This window comes from Streptomyces sp. NPDC028308, from assembly GCF_055565855.1.
Window position 1 is genome coordinate 978,775 of record NZ_JBVHTO010000001.1, and the last position, 18,303, is coordinate 997,077.

At 71.6% G+C, this 18,303-nt stretch carries 17 protein-coding genes; 10 read left to right on the top strand and 7 right to left on the bottom strand.

Annotated elements, in window-relative coordinates; all coding sequences use genetic code 11:
• Positions 1 to 31 precede the first annotated feature (31 nt).
• Positions 32 to 244 carry a hypothetical protein gene (locus tag ACZ4VA_RS04130; protein ID WP_355790142.1) on the top strand — a complete coding sequence of 71 codons (213 nt, stop codon included), beginning with the start codon at positions 32 to 34 and terminating at the stop codon, positions 242 to 244.
• A 101-nt stretch (positions 245 to 345) separates the two neighbouring features.
• On the opposite strand, the gene ACZ4VA_RS04135 is transcribed toward ACZ4VA_RS04130, so the two are convergent.
• From ACZ4VA_RS04135 to ACZ4VA_RS04145, 3 genes are all read right to left on the bottom strand, one after another.
• Positions 346 to 1,413 (bottom strand): S1C family serine protease, encoded by a 1,068-nt coding sequence (locus ACZ4VA_RS04135; RefSeq protein ID WP_355790144.1) that lies wholly within the window; start codon positions 1,411 to 1,413, stop codon positions 346 to 348.
• Positions 1,414 to 1,506: 93 nt separating this feature from the next.
• Complete coding sequence (locus tag ACZ4VA_RS04140; RefSeq protein WP_355790147.1) at positions 1,507 to 2,208, bottom strand: class I SAM-dependent methyltransferase; 702 nt, start codon at positions 2,206 to 2,208, stop codon at positions 1,507 to 1,509.
• Positions 2,209 to 2,291: 83 nt separating this feature from the next.
• Positions 2,292 to 2,918 (bottom strand): DUF3043 domain-containing protein, encoded by a 627-nt coding sequence (locus ACZ4VA_RS04145; RefSeq protein ID WP_355790150.1) that lies wholly within the window; start codon positions 2,916 to 2,918, stop codon positions 2,292 to 2,294.
• 276 nt (positions 2,919 to 3,194) lie between these two features.
• Between ACZ4VA_RS04145 and ACZ4VA_RS04150 the strand changes: the two genes are divergently transcribed.
• The 5 genes from ACZ4VA_RS04150 (at position 3,195) to ACZ4VA_RS04170 (ending at position 9,913) form a co-directional block, all read left to right on the top strand.
• Positions 3,195 to 3,986 (top strand): PspA/IM30 family protein, encoded by a 792-nt coding sequence (locus tag ACZ4VA_RS04150; RefSeq protein ID WP_355790152.1) that lies wholly within the window; start codon positions 3,195 to 3,197, stop codon positions 3,984 to 3,986.
• Positions 3,987 to 4,030: 44 nt separating this feature from the next.
• Positions 4,031 to 4,309, top strand: a complete 279-nt coding sequence (pspAA, locus tag ACZ4VA_RS04155) for a PspA-associated protein PspAA (RefSeq protein WP_355790154.1) — start codon at positions 4,031 to 4,033, stop codon at positions 4,307 to 4,309.
• Positions 4,310 to 4,721: 412 nt separating this feature from the next.
• Positions 4,722 to 5,942 carry a sensor histidine kinase gene (locus tag ACZ4VA_RS04160; protein ID WP_356167284.1) on the top strand — a complete coding sequence of 407 codons (1,221 nt, stop codon included), beginning with the start codon at positions 4,722 to 4,724 and terminating at the stop codon, positions 5,940 to 5,942.
• Positions 5,939 to 6,622, top strand: a complete 684-nt coding sequence (locus tag ACZ4VA_RS04165; protein ID WP_355784342.1) for a response regulator transcription factor — start codon at positions 5,939 to 5,941, stop codon at positions 6,620 to 6,622. Before ACZ4VA_RS04160 ends, ACZ4VA_RS04165 begins: the two co-directional genes overlap by 4 nt.
• A 156-nt stretch (positions 6,623 to 6,778) precedes the next feature.
• Positions 6,779 to 9,913: an efflux RND transporter permease subunit gene (locus tag ACZ4VA_RS04170; protein ID WP_452924663.1), complete on the top strand. Its 3,135-nt coding sequence runs from the start codon at positions 6,779 to 6,781 to the stop codon at positions 9,911 to 9,913.
• An 80-nt stretch (positions 9,914 to 9,993) separates the two neighbouring features.
• On the opposite strand, the gene nadA is transcribed toward ACZ4VA_RS04170, so the two are convergent.
• Positions 9,994 to 11,178, bottom strand: a complete 1,185-nt coding sequence (gene nadA, locus ACZ4VA_RS04175; protein ID WP_355784348.1) for a quinolinate synthase NadA — start codon at positions 11,176 to 11,178, stop codon at positions 9,994 to 9,996.
• 311 nt (positions 11,179 to 11,489) lie between these two features.
• Here nadA and ACZ4VA_RS04180 point away from each other — a divergent pair, with 311 nt between their 5' ends.
• Complete coding sequence (locus ACZ4VA_RS04180; RefSeq protein ID WP_161305473.1) at positions 11,490 to 11,846, top strand: iron-sulfur cluster assembly accessory protein; 357 nt, start codon at positions 11,490 to 11,492, stop codon at positions 11,844 to 11,846.
• Positions 11,847 to 12,059: 213 nt separating this feature from the next.
• Here ACZ4VA_RS04180 and ACZ4VA_RS04185 read toward each other — a convergent pair whose 3' ends face one another.
• Positions 12,060 to 13,583 carry a hypothetical protein gene (locus tag ACZ4VA_RS04185; RefSeq protein ID WP_468079593.1) on the bottom strand — a complete coding sequence of 508 codons (1,524 nt, stop codon included), beginning with the start codon at positions 13,581 to 13,583 and terminating at the stop codon, positions 12,060 to 12,062.
• Between the two features lie 165 nt (positions 13,584 to 13,748).
• Positions 13,749 to 13,958 (bottom strand): hypothetical protein, encoded by a 210-nt coding sequence (locus ACZ4VA_RS04190; RefSeq protein ID WP_356167274.1) that lies wholly within the window; start codon positions 13,956 to 13,958, stop codon positions 13,749 to 13,751.
• Positions 13,959 to 14,090: 132 nt separating this feature from the next.
• On the opposite strand from ACZ4VA_RS04190, the gene ACZ4VA_RS04195 reads away from it, so the two are divergent.
• Entirely contained in the window at positions 14,091 to 15,065 is a 975-nt protein-coding gene (locus ACZ4VA_RS04195) for a carbohydrate kinase family protein (RefSeq protein WP_356167271.1), read from the top strand.
• Between the two features lie 99 nt (positions 15,066 to 15,164).
• Here the strand turns inward: ACZ4VA_RS04195 and ACZ4VA_RS04200 are convergent, their stop codons facing one another.
• A complete protein-coding gene (locus tag ACZ4VA_RS04200; RefSeq protein WP_452925410.1) occupies positions 15,165 to 16,547 on the bottom strand; it encodes a cysteine desulfurase/sulfurtransferase TusA family protein in 1,383 nt (460 codons plus the stop codon).
• Between the two features lie 276 nt (positions 16,548 to 16,823).
• Between ACZ4VA_RS04200 and ctaC the strand changes: the two genes are divergently transcribed.
• Both ctaC and ACZ4VA_RS04210 read left to right on the top strand, forming a co-directional pair.
• Positions 16,824 to 17,783 carry an aa3-type cytochrome oxidase subunit II gene (gene ctaC, locus ACZ4VA_RS04205; RefSeq protein ID WP_355794510.1) on the top strand — a complete coding sequence of 320 codons (960 nt, stop codon included), beginning with the start codon at positions 16,824 to 16,826 and terminating at the stop codon, positions 17,781 to 17,783.
• Positions 17,780 to 18,303, top strand: a 524-nt coding sequence (locus ACZ4VA_RS04210) for a cbb3-type cytochrome c oxidase subunit I (protein ID WP_468079596.1), incomplete at its 3' end; no start/stop codon positions are given. The genes ctaC and ACZ4VA_RS04210, both read left to right, overlap by 4 nt.

Here is an 18,303-nt window from a genome sequence, read left to right on the forward strand (position 1 = left end):
TGTGCAGTGTGCTCATACCTTGGAGGCGTACATGGCGGCATGGACGTGGCGGTTCGAGAAGGCCGACGGGGCGGAGGTCCCGCCCGCGGTCGTGCCCGAGGAGTTCACCACGCAGGGGGACGCCGAGTCCTGGATCGGTGAGCACTGGAAGGACCTTGCGGACGGAGGTGCCGACCAGGTGCGGCTGTTCGAGGACAGCACGGAGATCTACGGGCCGATGAGCCTGCACGCCGAGGAGGCGTAGCTCCCCGGTGCTGCCGGGGGCCCGGCTCTCGGCAGCACCGCCCACCGCCCGTCCCGCGCGGGTCAGCGGGACCACCGCCCGCCCGGGGCCGTCCCGCCGGCTCACTGCTCGCCCAGCGTCACGTCGACGGTCTTCTCGTCGCCGCTGCGCGTGTAGGTCACCGGGACCCGGTCGCCCGGCTTCTCGGCGGCCAGCGCCTCGGTCAGCGAGGTGATCGTCCCGATGTCCGTCCTGCCGAACCGCGTGATGATGTCGCCCGGTTCGATGCCGGCCCGGTCGGCCGCGCCGCGCCTCTGGACCTCGACCACGGCGACTCCCGCGGCCCGGTAGCCGTCGTCCACGACCGTGCGGCCCGTGATGCCGAGCGCGGCCCGTCCCGAATCGGTGACCCGGCCGTCCTCGATGATCTGGTCGGCGACCGTCCTCACCATCGACGCCGGGATGGCGAACCCGATGCCGGGAGCCGCGCCGCCGCCCATGTTGGGATCCGCCGCGGCCAGCGTCGGGATGCCGACGACCTTGCCGTCCAGGTCCACCAGCGCGCCCCCGCTGTTGCCCGGATTGATCGCGGCCGACGTCTGCACCATGTTCGGGATCGTCGCGCCGGTCCCGCCGCCCGGGCCGCCCTCGCTGACGGTGCGTCCGGTCGCCGACACGATGCCCTGCGTCACGCTGGAGGACAGGCCGAGCGGCGAGCCCATCGCGAGCACGATCTGCCCCACGGCGACCTTCGACGAGTCGCCCATCGTCGCCGCCTTCACCCCGTCCGGCACCTTGTCCAGCTTGATGACGGCGAGGTCCTGCTGCGGGTAGGCGTAGACGAGCCGGGCGGTCAGCACGTCCTCGCTGTTGGCCGTCGTCACCTGGAACGTCTTCTCGTTCCCGACCACGTGCGCGTTGGTCACCACGTGCCCCTGGTCGTCGTACACGACCCCCGAGCCGAGGTCGTTGCGCGCCTGGATCTGCACCACCGACGGCAGGACGTCCCTGATGACCCGCTGGTAGTCGTCCTGAAGGTCACCGGCGGCCCTGGGCGCGGCGGCCCGCTCCGTCGTCGCGCGGCGCTCCGTGACCGAGGGCGCCGCCGCGGAGCAGCCGGCGAGCAGGGCGGCGGAGCAGACGACGGCGGCGGACAGGCGCGCACGAGTGCGGGCACGGAAGGCATCCATGCCCGAAGTGTCCCTTTCGGGAGGTGGTTCAGCCCGCGCTGCACACCCGAACAGGCGGTGTCACAGCCGCGTTTCCCCCGCCCGGACGGCCGCTCAGCCGCGCACTCCGCACAGATGCAGCAGCGCCGCCACCTGGCGGTAGGGGTCGGTGCGTCCGGCGCGTTCCTCGACAGCCAGCAGGGCGTCCACGTCGGAGGGGACCTCGGCCCCGTCCGCCGCCGTGTCCGTGAAGACCCGCACCCCGTACCAGGCGTGCAGCGGTGCCCCGATGCCCAACAGGGTCGCCGTCAGGGTGGCGAGCCGGTCGGCGCGGACGTCGAGACCGAGCCGGTTGCGGTAGGCGACGGTGTCGAACGCCCCGAGGGCACCCGTCCAGTCACCGGCCAGCCCCGGCCGCATGGCCAGCGCGTCCGCGTTCCGCACGAGGAGAGAGAGCAGCCCGCCGGGGGCCAGCATCCGCGCCATGCCCGCGAGCAGGGCGTCGGGCTCCTCGACGTACATCAGCACGCCGTGGCACAGCACCACGTCGAAACTGCCGGGCAGGAAGTGGACCCCGGTCTCCCGGCCGTCGCCCTCGATCAGCCGGACGCGGCTCTGGATGCCCTCGGGCTCGGCGGCCAGCGCCTCCCGGGCGACGCCCAGCATCCTCGCGTCCTGCTCCAGGCCGGTCACCTGGTGCCCGGCCCTGGCCAGCCGCAGCGCCTGCGTGCCCTGGCCCATGCCGACGTCGAGGATCCGCAGCCGCTGCCCGACCGGGAACCGCCCGGCTATCTGCTCGTCGAGCTGCCGGGCCACCAGCTCCTGCCGTACGACATCACGCAGCCCGCCCAGCCTGCTCAGCCAGGCGTCCGCCGCGCCCCCGGAGAAAGACGTCGCGCTCAGGGCCGCTCTCCGCGCTTGACCTGCGGCTTCGGCAGCCGGAGCCGGCGCATCTGCAGGGTGCGCATCAGCGCGTACGGGACCGCGCCCTTCTTGGGCGCGTCCGGGAAGCGCGTGTTGAGCTGCTTCTTGAGGCGGATCGCGATGCCGATCGAGTCGACCACGATCATCGCGATCACCACGAGCCACAGCAGCAGCGCGATGTTCTGCAGCGATCCCACCCGCACCATGCTCAGCACGAGGATGACCACGGCCATCGGCAGGAAGAACTCGGCGACGCAGAACCGCGAGTCGACGAAGTCACGCGCGAACTTGCGCACCGGGCCCTTGTCGCGCGCGGGCAGGAAACGCTCGTCGCCGCTCGCCAGCGCCTGACGCTGCTTCTCCAGCTGGGTCCGGCGCTCGTCGCGCTGCCGCTTGGCCGCCTCCTTCCGCGACGTCGGAGTGTTGGCGACGCTGCGGCGCTGGGTCTGTGCCTCACTGCGCTTGGGCGTGGGGCGACCCTTGGGGGCCTGCGGGTCGCGGGGCTGCTTGGAGTCGGTCACCTGCGCCTTGACGGCGGGGGCCTTCTCTTCCTTGGCACGGCTACGGAACACAAAACCCAAGGGTACGGGGTGCCGGGGCATGGACCGCGGCCGACCGGGGAACGATCCGGCAACACCGGACGTCTGTACTGGGACAAGGGGGACGTTGCGTGTCGTTCGACCCGGGAGTTCCGCCGGGACCTCCGGGGGACCCCGAGAGACACCTACTCCCTACGCCGGAGCGGGGTCGTACGCAGTCGTCCTTGGGGATGAGCGCATCCGTCCCCGAACAGTGCGGTAATGGATGCAGGGCCCGTACTGTGGGTTCTGTCGCAGGTGCTGGAGCCGTAGTCCGTCAGAAGGGGGCGCGCGAAGCCCATGAGCGGTGTCATGAAGCGTATGGGGATGATCTTCCGCGCGAAGGCGAACAAGGCCCTTGACCGGGCCGAGGACCCGCGCGAGACCCTCGATTACTCGTACCAGAAGCAGCTGGAGCTGCTCCAGAAGGTCCGCCGGGGCGTCGCCGACGTGGCGACCTCGCGCAAGCGCCTGGAGCTCCAGCTCAACCAGCTCCAGTCGCAGTCCTCCAAGCTGGAGGACCAGGGCCGCAAGGCGCTCGCCCTGGGCCGCGAGGACCTGGCCCGCGAGGCACTCTCGCGCCGGGCCGCGCTCCAGCAGCAGGTGACCGACCTGGAGACGCAGCACCAGACCCTCCAGGGCGAGGAGGAGAAGCTCACCCTCGCGGCCCAGCGGCTGCAGGCCAAGGTGGACGCCTTCCGCACGAAGAAGGAGACCATCAAGGCCACGTACACCGCGGCCCAGGCGCAGACCCGGATCGGGGAGGCCTTCTCGGGCATCTCCGAGGAGATGGGCGACGTGGGCATGGCCATCCAGCGCGCCGAGGACAAGACCGCCCAGCTCCAGGCGCGGGCCGGCGCGATCGACGAACTGCTCGCCTCCGGAGCACTCGACGACCAGTCCGGGCTCGCCAAGGACGACATCCAGAGCGAGCTGGACCGGCTCTCCGGTGGTACGGATGTAGAGCTGGAACTGCAGCGCATGAAGGCGGAGCTGGCGGGCGGCTCGCCGCAGCAGGCGATCGAGGGCGGCTCCGGCCAGTCCCGGTCCCAGCAGCAGCCGCAGGACACTCCGCGCTTCGACAAGCAGTAGGCACGCACCGGAATCCGCCGGGTCCCACGCCTGAGGAGGGCGACATGATCGTACGGATCATGGGGGAGGGGCAGGTGACGCTGGCCGACGGCCACCTCACCGAACTGAACAGGCTCGACGACGAGCTGCTCGCCGAGATGGAGCGCGGCGACCAGGAGGGTTTCCGGCGCACGCTGGCCGCCCTCCTGGACGCGGTCCGCCGCCTGGGGACGCCCCTGCCCGACGACTCCCTGGAGCCGTCCGAGCTGATCCTCCCCTCGTCCGACGCCTCCCTGGAGGAGGTACGGGACCTCCTGAGCGACGACGGCCTGATCCCGGGCTGAGCCAAGCCCGGCGCCCCGTCGGGGGCGCGGGGAACGGCGCGAGCAGCCACGACGGCGGTCCGGGGATTCCACGACCCCGGTGGTGCCCGGTCAGGGGCGCGAGCAACCACGACGGCGGCCCGGGGATTCCACGACCCCCGGTGGCGCCCGGTCAGGGGCGCGGGGAACGGCGCGAGCAGCCACGACGGCGGCCCGGGGATTCCACGACCCCCGGTGGCGCCCGGTCGGGGGCGCGGGGAACGGCGCGAGCAGCCACGACGGCGGTCCGGGGATTCCACGACCCCCGGTGGCGCCCGGTCGGGGGCGCGGGGAACGGCGCCCCCGGTGCCCGCACGCCGGACGAACCCGCACGAGCCCCCTCGGGCAGGAGAGAGGGCGCCCCCCGGAGCGCCACCCCCCGTACCTTTGGCGCGTGAGCACCCTCGAGCGCACCCGGTGCAGACTCCGGGCCCACCCCCTCGCCCTGGACGCGGCCCTGGCCGCCGGCGTCCTGGCCTGCATGGTGGCGGGCTCCTTCGTCGACCCGCACGGCGAGGACGGCGCGACCTGGGGCGCGCGCACTCCCGACGCCATGAGCCTGACCCTGATGGTGCTCGGCGCGGCGGCCCTGGTCTTCCGGCGCCGCGCCCCCATGGCCGTCCTCGCCGGGACCGTCGCCGTCTCCCTCGTGGAGCTCGTGACCGGCGACCCGCGCGCCCCGGTGGCGATGTCCGCCGTCGTCGCCCTCTTCACCGTGGCCTCCGCCACCGACCGCCCCACCACCTGGCGCGTCGGACTGCTCACCATGACCGTGCTGACGGCGTCCGCCATGCTCGCGGGCCCGCTGCCCTGGTACGCCCAGGAAAACCTCGGCATCTTCGCCTGGACCGGCATGGCCGCCGCCGCGGGCGACGCCGTACGCAGCCGGCGGGCCTTCGTGCACGCGATCAGGGAACGCGCCGACCGCGCGGAACGCACCCGCGAGGAGGAGGCGCGCCGCCGCGTCGCCGAGGAGCGGCTGCGCATCGCCCGCGACCTGCACGACGTCGTCGCGCACCACATCGCCCTGGTCAACGTGCAGGCGGGCGTCGCCGCGCACGTCATGGACAAGCGGCCCGACCAGGCCAAGGAGGCGCTCGGGCACGTCCGCGAGGCCAGCCGCTCGGCGCTCAACGAGCTGCGGGCCACCGTCGGGCTGCTGCGCCAGAGCGGCGATCCCGAGGCGCCGACCGAACCGGCCCCCGGCCTGAACCGCCTCGACGAACTGGCCGACACCTTCCGCAACGCCGGGCTGCCCGTGGAGGTCGCGCGGGCCGACCACGGCACCAGCCTGCCCGCCGCCGTGGACCTCGCGGCGTATCGGGTCATCCAGGAGGCCCTCACCAACGTCCGCAAGCACGCGGGCACCGACGCGAAGGCCGAGGTCAGCGTCGTACGCGTGGGGCCGAACGTCGAGGTGACCGTGCTCGACGACGGACCGGGCCAGGACCAGGGGCCGCGGGACGGCGGCGGACACGGCCTCCTCGGCATGCGCGAGCGGGTCACCGCGCTCGGCGGCACCTGCACCGCAGGTCCCCGCTACGGAGGCGGTTTCCGGGTCCATGCGATCCTTCCGGTCAAGAACCGCCCATCCGTCACGGGGGACCCCGCATGACCATCCGCGTCCTGCTCGCCGACGACCAGGCACTGCTGCGCAGCGCCTTCCGCGTCCTGGTCGACTCCGAGCCGGACATGGAGGTCGTGGGAGAGGCGTCCGACGGCGCGGAGGCGGTGCGCCTGGCGCGCGAGGAGCGGGCGGACGTGGTGCTCATGGACATCCGCATGCCGGGCACCGACGGCCTGGCCGCCACCCGGCTGATCAGCGCCGATCCCGGCCTCACGCACGTCCGCGTGGTCATGCTGACGACGTTCGAGGTCGACGAGTACGTGGTGCAGTCGCTGCGGGCGGGCGCGTCCGGGTTCCTCGGCAAGGGCTCCGAGCCCGAGGAGCTGCTGAACGCCATCCGGATCGCGGCGGGCGGCGAGGCGCTGCTGTCGCCGGCCGCCACCAAGGGACTGATCGCGCAGTTCCTCGCGCAGGGCGACCCGTCGGACGACGGGCGGGACCCGGCCCGCTCCGAGCGGCTGGACACGCTCACCGTGCGGGAGCGCGAGGTGCTGGTGCAGGTGGCCGGCGGGCACTCCAACGACGAGATCGCCGAGCGGCTGACGGTCAGCCCGCTCACCGTGAAGACGCACGTCAACCGGGCCATGGCCAAGCTGGGCGCGCGCGACCGGGCACAGCTGGTCGTGATCGCGTACGAGTCGGGGCTGGTCCGTCCGAGGGTGGACTGAGCTCCACCGCGGTGTACTGCGCCCGCAGTAGGCGCCGGACGAGGAAATGGACCTGGGGGCTACGGATCGGCTTCCGGCGATGGCTCAGGGTGTGACGTGGGGCGCTCACATGTGCCCCTCCTGCCGCTCACACCACGGAAGAGAGACCCGCCACCCATGTCCTGGCTGTCCAGATTCAGCCTCGCGCAACGGGCCCTGATCGGACTGATGTCGATCATCGCCATCGCCTTCGGGGCGATAGCGATCCCGCAGCTCAAGCAACAGTTGCTGCCCACCATCGAACTGCCCATGGTGTCCGTCCTGGCGCCGTACCAGGGTGCGTCCCCGGACGTGGTCGAGAAGCAGGTCGTCGAGCCCATCGAGGACAACCTCGAATCCGTCGACGGCATCACCGGTGTCACCTCCACGGCGAGCGAGGGCAACGCCGTGATCATGGCGTCCTTCGACTACGGCAACGACACCAAGCAGCTCGTCGCCGACGTCCAGCAGGCCGTCAACCGCGCCCGCGTCCAGCTCCCGGACGACGTGGACCCGCAGGTCGTCGCCGGTTCGACGGACGACATGCCGACGGTGGTCCTCGCCGTCACCTCCGGCAAGGACCAGCAGGCCCTCTCCGACCAGCTCGACCGGACCGTCGTCCCGGCGCTGAAGGACATCGACGGCGTCGGCCAGGTCACCGTCGACGGCGTCCGCGACCTCCAGGTCACGGTCACCCCGGACGACCGGAAGCTCGCGAAGGCCGGGCTCACCCCGGCGGCTCTCGGCCAGGCGCTCCGCGCGGGCGGCGCGACCGTCCCGGCGGGCTCCTTCGACGAGGACGGCGCCAACCGCACCGTCCAGGTCGGCGGCGGCTTCACGTCGCTGAAGCAGATCGAGGAACTCAGGGTCACCGGCGAGGGCGTGCGGAAGCCGGTGCGCCTCGCCGACGTGGCGACGGTCCGGCAGGAGCAGGCGAAGGCCGACTCCATCACGCGTACGGACGGCCGGCCCAGCCTCGCGGTCATGGTCACCATGGACCACGACGGCAGCGCGGTCGCCATCTCCGACGCCGTCCAGGACAAGCTGCCGGACCTGCGGAGCGACCTCGGCTCGGGGGCGACGATCACCGTCGTCAGCGACCAGGGCCCGGCGGTCTCCAAGTCCATCAAGGGACTGACCACCGAGGGCGCCCTCGGTCTGCTCTTCGCGGTCCTCGTCATCCTGGTCTTCCTGGCGTCGGTGCGCTCGACGCTGGTCACCGCGGTGTCCATCCCGCTGTCGGTGGTGCTGGCCCTGATCGTCCTGTGGACCCGCGACCTGTCGCTCAACATGCTGACGCTGGGCGCGCTCACCATCGCCATCGGCCGCGTCGTCGACGACTCGATCGTGGTCCTGGAGAACATCAAGCGCCATCTCGGCTACGGCGAGGAGCGCGAGGAGGCGATCCTCAAGGCGGTGCGCGAGGTCGCGGGCGCCGTCACCTCCTCCACCCTCACCACGGTCGCCGTCTTCCTGCCGATCGGGCTCACCGGCGGCATGGTGGGCGAGCTGTTCGGCTCGTTCAGCCTTACGGTCACGGCCGCCCTGCTGGCGTCGCTGCTGGTCTCGCTGACGGTGGTGCCGGTCCTGTCGTACTGGTTCCTGCGCGCCCCCAAGGGCACCCCGGAGGACGCCGACGAGGCCCGCCGCGAGGCGGAGGAGAAGGAGGCACGCAGCCGTCTGCAGCGGTTCTACGTCCCCGTCCTGCGCTTCGCGACCCGTCGCCGGCTGACGAGCGTGGCGATCGCGGTCGTCGTCCTCGTCGGCACGTTCGGCATGGCGCCGCTGCTCAAGACGAACTTCTTCGACCAGGGCGACCAGGAAGTCCTCACCGTCAAGCAGGAGTTGAAGCCGGGCACCAGCCTGGCGGCGACCGACGCCGCGGCGCGCAAGGTCGAGAAGATGCTCGACGGTGTCGACGGCGTCAAGGACTACCAGGTCACCATCGGCTCGTCCGGCTTCCTCGCGGCCTTCGGCGGCGGCACGGACACCAACCAGGCCTCGTACCAGGTCATGCTGAAGGACTCCGCGTCGTACGAGGACGTCCAGGACCGCATCGAGAAGGGGCTCGGCAAGCTCTCCGGGACCGGCACGACCACCGTCGCGGCCGGTGACGGCTTCGGCAACCAGGACCTCAGCGTGGTCGTGAAGGCGGCCGACGGCGACGTCCTGCGCGAGGCGGCCGAGCAGGTCCGCGCCGAGGTGGCGGAGCTGGACCACGTCACGGACGTCACCAGCGACCTGTCGCAGAGCGTGCCGCGGATCTCGGTGAAGGCCAACTCCAAGGCGGCCGCGGCCGGGTTCGACGACAGCACCCTCGGTGCCGCCGTCGCCCAGGCGGTCCGGGGCACCACCAGCGGCAAGGCGATCCTGGACGACACCGAGCGGGACGTCGTCATCAGGTCGGCGAAGCCCGCCGACACCCTCGCCGAGCTGAAGGGCCTGCGGCTCGGCGCCGTGAAGCTCGGCGACATCGCCACCGTGAAGCTGGTCGACGGCCCGGTCTCGATGACCCGGATCGACGGTCAGCGGGCGGCCACCGTCACGGCGAAGCCGACGGGGGACAACACCGGCGCGGTCAGCGCGGACCTGACGGCGAAGCTTGACAAGCTGAAGCTGCCGGCCGGCGCGACGGCGGAGATCGGCGGGGTCTCGCAGGACCAGGACGACGCGTTCGCGTCCCTCGGCCTCGCGATGCTCGCGGCGATCGCGATCGTCTTCATGCTGCTGGTCGCGACGTTCCGTTCACTGGTCCAGCCGCTGATCCTGCTCGTGTCCATCCCGTTCGCGGCGACCGGCGCGATCGGCCTGCTGGTCGTCACCGGCACCCCGATGGGCGTGCCGGCGATGATCGGCATGCTGATGCTCATCGGCATCGTGGTCACCAACGCGATCGTGCTGATCGACCTGATCAACCAGTACCGGCGGCAGGGGTACGGCGTCGTCGAGGCCGTGCTGGAAGGCGGCCGGCACCGGCTGCGCCCGATCCTGATGACGGCGCTGGCGACGATCTTCGCCCTGCTCCCGATGGCGCTCGGCGTGACCGGCGAGGGCGGCTTCATCGCCCAGCCGCTGGCCGTGGTCGTCATCGGCGGCCTGATCACGTCGACCCTGCTCACCCTGCTCCTCGTCCCGACGCTCTACGCGATGATCGAGCTCCGCAAGGAGCGCCGGGCGAAGAAGAGGGCGGCGAAGCGCGCGGACAAGGCCGGCGTCCCGCCGCAGTCCTCCGCGCGGTCCGACGCCGAGGACCCGGAACCCGCCCAGGTCTGACCCGTCAGTCACCGCACACGAACGGGGCGCCCCTCCACAAGGAAGGGCGCCCCGTTCGGCGTGTACGCGCAGTGCGAGGGCTACGGCAGGGCCAGCATCCGCTCCAGCGCCAGCTTGGCGAACGCCTCCGTCTCCTTGTCCACCTCGATGCGGTTGACGAGGTTGCCCTCGGCCAGGGACTCCAGGGTCCAGACCAGGTGCGGGAGGTCGATGCGGTTCATGGTCGAGCAGAAGCAGACCGTCTTGTCGAGGAAGACGATCTCCTTGCCCTCGGGGGCGAAACGGTTCGCCAGGCGGCGGACCAGGTTCAGCTCCGTACCGATCGCCCACTTCGAGCCGGCCGGGGCCGCCTCCAGCGCCTTGATGATGTACTCCGTGGAGCCCACGTAGTCCGCGGCGGCCACGACCTCGTGCTTGCACTCCGGGTGGACCAGGACGTTCACGCCGGGGATCCGGGCCCGTACGTCCTCCACCGACTCCAGCGAGAAGCGGCCGTGGACGGAGCAGTGGCCGCGCCACAGGATCATCTTGGCGTCGCGCAGCTGCTCGGCGGTCAGACCGCCGTTCGGCTTGTGCGGGTTGTAGAGGACGCAGTCCTCCAGGGACATCCCCATGTCGCGGACGGCGGTGTTGCGGCCGAGGTGCTGGTCGGGCAGGAACAGCACCTTCTCGCCCTGCTCGAAGGCCCACTCCAGCGCCTTCTTGGCGTTCGACGAGGTGCAGATCGTGCCCCCGTGCTTGCCGGTGAAGGCCTTGATGTCCGCCGACGAGTTCATGTACGACACGGGCACGACCTGCTCGGCGACGCCGGCCTCGGTCAGCACGTCCCAGCACTCGGCGACCTGCTCGGCCGTCGCCATGTCGGCCATCGAGCAGCCGGCGGCGAGGTCGGGCAGGACGACCTTCTGGTCGTCGGAGGTCAGGATGTCCGCGGACTCGGCCATGAAGTGCACACCGCAGAAGACGATGTACTCGGCCTCCGGGCGGGCGGCCGCGTCCCGGGCCAGCTTGAACGAGTCACCTGTGACGTCGGCGAACTGGATGACCTCGTCGCGCTGGTAGTGGTGGCCGAGCACGAAGACCTTGTCCCCGAGCTTCTCCTTGGCCGCGCGGGCGCGCTCCACCAGGTCCGGGTCGGACGGGGAGGGCAGGTCGCCGGGGCACTCGACGCCGCGCTCGCTGCGCGGGTCGGCCTCGCGGCCGAGCAGCAGCAGGGCGAGAGGCGTCGGCTGTACGTCGAGCTCCTGGGGCTGGGCGGTGGTCACCACACGCACCCTTTCTGTTCTGCGGCTCGCCGGATCGTTCGACCGTTCCGGCGGGACATGTGGGACAAGCCTTCTCGTCTAAATGACGCTATCTATGATAACCGCTTCACGTCACGTTGACGATGCCCATAGCGTCGATGTGACGTGAATCCCGGCGGGCGTTGTCCACAGGCGCTGTCCGCGTCCCCCGCGCATGTGCGAGCATGAAGAGCAGAGAAGCGAAAAGACACGCATCGGCCCGGAATGAATCCGCGGCCCCGCCGGTTGGAACCGTCGGCAAGCAGTCTCCGTACAACCCGGGAGAGAAGCAGATGTCCGTATCGGACGAGACCACCACCGTGAGCGACGGCATCATCCTGTCCGACGCCGCCGCGGCCAAGGTCAAGGCCCTGCTCGACCAGGAAGGCCGTGAGGACCTGGCGCTGCGCGTCGCCGTTCAGCCCGGCGGCTGCTCCGGCCTGCGCTACCAGCTCTTCTTCGACGAGCGCTCCCTCGACGGCGACGTCGTCAAGGACTTCGGCGGCGTCAAGGTCGTCACCGACCGCATGAGCGCCCCGTACCTGGGCGGTGCCTCCATCGACTTCGTGGACACCATCGAGAAGCAGGGCTTCACGATCGACAACCCGAACGCGACCGGCTCCTGCGCCTGCGGCGACTCCTTCAGCTAGCCGGCCTCCCGGCTGGGCGCAGCCGGTGGTGCGGCCCGGTCGTACGCCAGGACACATGACGAAGGCGGCGTCCCCGACAGGGACGCCGCCTTCGTGTGTCCGCGGACCGGTCTCCGGCCACGACCGGGACCTCCCGGTGCCGCGACCCGGCCCTGGCGCGTCACCCGGTCCTGCCGTCGTCCCGCGCCGGGCGTCACCGGGACCGGCCGGCCGTCACCGGGGGCTCGCGCTGCCCTCCGGTGTGGTCACCTTGCCCTCCCGGACCTCCTTGCCGTCCGTCCCGACGACCTCGCGGCCGTCGAGCGGCGCGTCCAGGTGGACCGTCTGCCGGAAGACCTTCGCGATCAGGATGCACGCCTTGCCCCGGTGCGGCTTCTCGGTCACGGCGACCTCCACCGTCCCCGAGGTCTCCTTCGCGGTGGCCGAGTAGTCGGCGCAGACCCCGCCCGTGAAGCTCACGGTCAGGTCCTCGCCCTTCGCGGTGTACCCCTGCACCCGCACGTCCCGCTCGGCCGGCTGCGAGGTCGGCTCGTCTCCGGGTCCGGTCGGCCGCGGACTCGGCTGCTCCGTGGGGGTCCCGGCCGGATCGGGCGACGCCAGATACCGCGGGTCGACGGCCGGATGCGTCACCGTGAACCCGTCCTTCGCCCCCTCGGTCCGCACCTCGAACAGCCAGGACGGCACCAGGGCCTGCCGGCCGTCCACGAAGTGCGAGGCGAGCCCGAAGACGGCCTTCTCGACGGTCACCGACTGCCGCTCGGGCGTCGCCGCCGACCGCTCGCAGGGAGTCTCGTCGCGGTCCTTCAGCGGTACGGGGCTCGCGCAGCCCCCGACGCCCTTGCGCCCGCCCTCCGGCGCCGACCCGTTCATCAGGTCCAGCGTCCGGCGCGCCCCGATCACGGGATACGTGTCGCCCTTCACCGGCGCCTTCAGCTGGCCGCTGCCGCCCACCACCCGGCTGTCCGTGCCCACCTGGATACCGGTCGTCCAGCCGTACGTCGGCAGGTCGTCGACCAGCGGCTCGGCGTTCACGACGCGGACGGCGCCCATGAGCTGCCGCGCGTCGAGCTTCGCGTCGTCCTGCCCGACCGCCTTCAGCACCGGCGCCGCGGCCTTCCTCGCGGCGGCCTCGCCCACCGGGTTCCCGTTCCCGGCGCCCCGCGCGCTCCCGCACTTGACGGCGCTCCCGCAGTCGTCGGTGCCGGGCGCGTACCGGCTGAACGTCCAGGTCCCCGGCGCCCGCCTGTTCACCTGGAGGCCCGGTCCCGAGCCGTCCTTGTCCTGTCCCACCTTCCAGGTCTCCCCGGCGAGGCTCGGTGTGCCCACGAGACCGAGAGCCTTCGCCAGCCGGGCTACCTCGCCCTCGGTGACCTGGCCCTTCGCCCGGTACACGGGCGCGGAGTCCGGGCCGCCGGGCAGCTCGCCGTCCGCGCGGTAGGTCACGCCGTACGGGTCGGGCTCACCGGGCGCGATGCCCTCGCTGTCCCCGGCGCCGCCCTCCGTGTAGCCGTCCAGGACCAGCGGCGGGGGAGTGCCGTCGCCGCCCGCGCCGGCCGTGCTGCGGTCGTCGCCGTCGGAGGCGGTCGTGGCGACGTACGCCCCGCCGCCGCCGACCAGCAGCACCGCGGCCGCGACCGAGACGACGGCCACCGGGGAGTGCCGGCGGCGCGTCCCGGCCGTACCGGAGGCGTCCTCGGTGGGTTCGGTCGCGTCGTTGTCGGGTCGCTCGGTGCTCACCGCATCGCTCCTTCGGATCCGCTGCTGTCCCTGATGACCCGGCCCTGTCAAAGGCGGATGCTCAGGGGTCGTATACCCCGTCCCCTCGACGGGGGACGGCGATGAGACGCAGCGGGGGAGCGCACGGTTCCCTCCCGGGCGCCGGGCCCGGTCCGGCCGGTGCCGTCAGTCGCCGTAGTCGGACATCGCGTCCAGCAGCCGGGCGGAGGTGGAGGGGACGGTCACGCCGTGGATCAGGGACGGGGAGACGGGCAGGGGGGCGGCCTGGTCGGGTGCCGCCCAGTCCCCGGCCATGCGGGCGCAGTCGCCGCGCAGCGACGCCAAACCGCCTTCGAGGTCGAGCGGGGCGGAACCGTGGACCTTGAGGTTCGTCATAGGGGCACCGTATGCACGGGCGCGGCACGAAGAAAGATCTACTATCGGGTAGTTTTGCCCGCTTCAGGGCGGCCGGTCCACCGGGTAGCGTGAACTGTCAGCCCCTCCCTCCCGCAGGAGCGTGTCCTCGCCGTGCGTATCGCAGTCACCGGCTCCATCGCCACCGACCACCTCATGACCTTCCCCGGCCGTTTCGCCGACCAGCTCGTCGCGGACCAGCTGCACACGGTCTCCCTCTCCTTCCTGGTCGACAACCTCGACGTGCGCCGGGGCGGAGTGGGCGCGAACATCGCCTTCGGAATGGGCCAGCTGGGTACGTCACCGGTCCTGGTCGGCGCCGCCGGCTCCGACTTCGGCGAGTACCGCGCCTGGCTGGAGCGCCACGGCGTCGACACCGCGTCCGTGCGCATCTCCGAGGTGCTGCACACCGCCCGCTTCGTCTGCACGACCGACGCCGACCACAACCAGATCGGCTCCTTCTACACCGGTGCGATGAGCGAGGCCCGCCTCATCGAGCTCAAGTCGGTGGCGGACCGGGTCGGCGGTCTCGACCTCGTCCTGATCGGCGCGGACGACCCCGAGGGGATGCTGCGCCACACCGAGGAGTGCCGCTCCCGCGGGATCCCGTTCGCGGCCGACTTCTCGCAGCAGATCGCCCGGATGAACGGCGACGAGATCCGGATACTGCTGGACGGCGCCACGTACCTCTTCTCCAACGAGTACGAGAAGGGCCTCATCGAGTCCAAGACCGGCTGGAGCGACGAGGAGATCCTCGGCAAGGTCGGCCACCGCGTGACGACGCTCGGCTCGCGCGGCGTGCGCGTCGAGCGCGCCGGCGAGGACCCGATCGAGGTCGGCTGCCCCGAGGAGGAGCGCAAGGCCGACCCCACGGGCGTCGGCGACGCGTTCCGCGCGGGCTTCCTGTCCGGCCTGGCCTGGGGCGTCTCGCTGGAGCGCGCCGCCCAGGTCGGCTGCATGCTCGCCACCCTGGTCATCGAGACCGTCGGCACCCAGGAGTACCAGCTGCGCCGCGCCCACTTCATGGACCGCTTCACCAAGGCGTACGGCCACGAGGCCGCCGCCGACGTCCAGGCGCACCTCGCCTAGCGGCCGCGGACGGGAGCCCCGCCGGATGACACCGTCATCCGGCGGGGCTCCCGTATGTCCTGCTGTTCCGTCACCCGGCGACCCCCGCGCGACCGGGCGTCACGACAGGCGGCGCACCACGTAGGCCGAGCCCCGGTCCGCGGGCTCCTCGCCGACGTACTCCTGCCCGCGCATCTCGCACCACGCCGGGATGTCGAGCCGGGCGGCCTCGTCGTCCGCGAGGACCCGGACGGTGCCGCCGACCGGTACGTCGCCGATGACCTTGGCCAGTTCGATGACGGGGATGGGGCAGCGCCGGCCCAGCGCGTCCACCACGACGGAGTCCGACGCGGCGGGCGTCTTCGTCGGTCCGGCGGGGGCGCCCAGCTTCTCGCGGACCGCGGAGACCGTGCCCGGCAGCACCGACAGGAAGCGCTCGACCTCCTCCGCTGAGGTGCCCGGCGGCAGCGACACCCGGACGTTGCCCTCGCTGAGCACGCCCATCGCCTTCAGGACGTGGCTCGGGGTCAGCGTGCTGCTCGTGCACGAGGAGCCCGACGAGACCGAGAAGTCCGCCCGGTCCAGCTCGTGCAGCAGAGTCTCCCCGTCGACATAGAGACAGGAGAAGGTGACGATGCCCGGCAGCCGGTGGACCGGGTCGCCGACCACCTCCACGTCGGGGACCAGCGCGGGGACCCGGGCCCGGATCCGCTCCGTCAGTTCCCGCAGCCGGGCCGCCTCCGCGGCCGCCTCGGCCCGTACGGCGCGCAGCGAGGCCGCCGCGGCCACGATCGCGGGGATGTTCTCGAACCCGGCCGCCCGGCCCGACTCGCGCTCGTCCACCGGCCCTTGGGGCGCGAACCGGACACCCTTGCGCACGGCGAGCACCCCGACCCCCGCGGGCCCGCCCCACTTGTGGGCACTCGCCGCGAGCAGGGACCAGGCGCCCTCCACGGGACCCCAGCCCAGCGACTGCGCCGCGTCCACCAGCAGCGGTACGCCCGACTCCCCGCACGCCTGTGCGACCTCGGCCACCGGCTGCACGGTGCCCACCTCGTGGTTGGCCGACTGCAGACACGCGAGCGCGGTGTCGGGACGCAGCCCGGCAGCGAAGGCCTCGGCGGAGACGGCACCGGAACGCCGTACCGGGACTCGGGTCACCGTCCCGCCGCCCGACTCGTGGAGCTCGGCCGAATGGAGCACCGAAGAGTGTTCGACCGCTGACACGATCAGGTGGCGTCCGACGCGCCGTCGGCCCCCGAGGGCGCCCGCGACCGCCGTGTGCACGGCCCGCGTCCCCGACGAGGTGAAGGACAGCTCGTCGGGGCGGCAGCCCACCGCTTCCGCGGTCGCCTCGCGGGCGGCGTCGAGCAGCAACCTGGCCCGCCGCCCCTCGCGGTACAGCCGGGCCGGGTCGGCCCACCCCTCGTCGAGGGAGGCATGCAGGGCCTGGCGGGCGACGGGGTGCAGAGGTGCGGACGACGCGGCGTCGAAGTAGGACACGCCCACACGCTAACTCTTCCGTGACCCGTCCGGAGAGAGCGTCAGAAACGGCCGGAGCGGGGCATTCCGGAGCTTCCCGGAGTGCTCTTCGGGGCGAACGACACCCCTTCGGGGTGCCCGACGGCGCGTTGGGCACCCTCCCCGCGCGACCCCAAATAGCGTCCAGTAGGGTTTGGTCCGCATAAACATCCAAACCCCTGCCCGACGCAGGGCGGCGACCGACCAGCGAGAAGGCCGCAGCCGACCGCGCGGGCGAGACTCTCGGGAAGGCGCTACGTGAGTCCCAACGGCTCCGACCGCTCGCCGCGGCGCCCGATGCGGCGGAAGCTGCTGCAGGCACTGACTGCGGGCCTGGTCCTGGCGACCGCCACCGGTTGCACATACAAGGACTTCCCCCGCCTTGGTATGCCCACCCCGACCACGGAAGAGGCTCCGCGGATCCTCTCCCTGTGGCAGGGGTCGTGGGCGGCCGCGCTCGCCGTTGGCGTGCTGGTGTGGGGCCTGATCCTGTGGAGCGCCATGTTCCACCGGCGCAGCCGCACCAAGGTCGAAGTTCCCCCGCAGACCCGGTACAACATGCCCATCGAGGCGCTGTACACGGTGGTCCCGCTCATCATCGTCTCCGTGCTGTTCTACTTCACAGCCCGCGACGAGTCGAAGCTCCTCAGTCTCGACAAGAAGCCCGACGTGACTGTCAACGTCGTGGGCTATCAGTGGAGCTGGGGCTTCAACTACATCGAGAACGTCGACGGTTCCACCGGGAACGCGAAGACCGACAAGAACCTGGCCGCGATCCCGCGCAAGTACAAGGACGACTTCCCGGCGAACGCCGGCGGCGTCTACGACGTCGGTACGCCCGGCACGGTGAACCCGCAGACCAAGAACCCCGGCCCGACCCTCTGGCTCCCCAAGGGCAAGACGGTCCGGTTCGTCCTCACCTCGCGTGACGTCATCCACTCCTTCTGGGTGGTGCCGTTCCTGATGAAGCAGGACGTCATCCCGGGGCACACCAACTCCTTCCAGGTGACCCCCAACAAGGAGGGCACCTTCCTGGGCAAGTGCGCCGAGCTCTGCGGCGTCGACCACTCCCGGATGCTGTTCAACGTGAAGGTCGTCTCTCCCGAGCGCTACGAGGCCCACCTCAAGGAGCTCGCCGAGAAGGGGCAGACCGGTTACGTCCCGGCCGGCATCGAGCAGACGGACCACGAGAAGAACCGGGAGAGCAACGTACTGTGAGCATCCTCAACGAACCTCAGGGTGCTGCCGGGGCGGACGCTGAGCACTACCAGAACGAGGTGCCGGTCCGGCGCAGGCAGCCCGGCAACGTCGTGGTCAAGTGGCTGACGACCACCGACCACAAGACGATCGGCTCGCTGTACCTGATCACGTCGTTCGCGTTCTTCTGCATCGGTGGCGTCATGGCGCTGCTGATGCGTGCGGAGCTGGCGCGGCCGGGTCTGCAGATCATGTCGAACGAGCAGTTCAACCAGGCGTTCACGATGCACGGCACGATCATGCTGCTGATGTTCGCGACGCCGCTGTTCGCCGGTTTCACCAACTGGATCATGCCGCTGCAGATCGGCGCGCCCGACGTGGCGTTCCCGCGGCTGAACATGTTCGCCTACTGGCTCTACCTGTTCGGCTCGCTGATCGCGGTGGGCGGCTTCCTCACCCCGCAGGGCGCGGCCGACTTCGGCTGGTTCGCCTACAGCCCGCTCTCGGACGCGGTCCGTTCGCCGGGCATCGGCGCCGACAT

Excerpts from the sequence above, each read along its gene's own strand:
- ACZ4VA_RS04165 (WP_355784342.1), top strand. The coding sequence starts at position 5,939 with ATGACCATCCGCGTCCTGCTCGCCGACGACCAGGCACTGCTGCGCAGC.
- ACZ4VA_RS04145 (WP_355790150.1), bottom strand. The coding sequence starts at position 2,918 with ATGCCCCGGCACCCCGTACCCTTGGGTTTTGTGTTCCGTAGCCGTGCC.
- ACZ4VA_RS04130 (WP_355790142.1), top strand. The coding sequence starts at position 32 with ATGGCGGCATGGACGTGGCGGTTCGAGAAGGCCGACGGGGCGGAGGTC.
- ACZ4VA_RS04150 (WP_355790152.1), top strand. The coding sequence starts at position 3,195 with ATGAGCGGTGTCATGAAGCGTATGGGGATGATCTTCCGCGCGAAGGCG.
- ACZ4VA_RS04170 (WP_452924663.1), top strand. The coding sequence starts at position 6,779 with ATGTCCTGGCTGTCCAGATTCAGCCTCGCGCAACGGGCCCTGATCGGA.
- ACZ4VA_RS04135 (WP_355790144.1), bottom strand. The coding sequence starts at position 1,413 with ATGGATGCCTTCCGTGCCCGCACTCGTGCGCGCCTGTCCGCCGCCGTC.
- ACZ4VA_RS04190 (WP_356167274.1), bottom strand. The coding sequence starts at position 13,958 with ATGACGAACCTCAAGGTCCACGGTTCCGCCCCGCTCGACCTCGAAGGC.
- ACZ4VA_RS04180 (WP_161305473.1), top strand. The coding sequence starts at position 11,490 with ATGTCCGTATCGGACGAGACCACCACCGTGAGCGACGGCATCATCCTG.
- pspAA (WP_355790154.1), top strand. The coding sequence starts at position 4,031 with ATGATCGTACGGATCATGGGGGAGGGGCAGGTGACGCTGGCCGACGGC.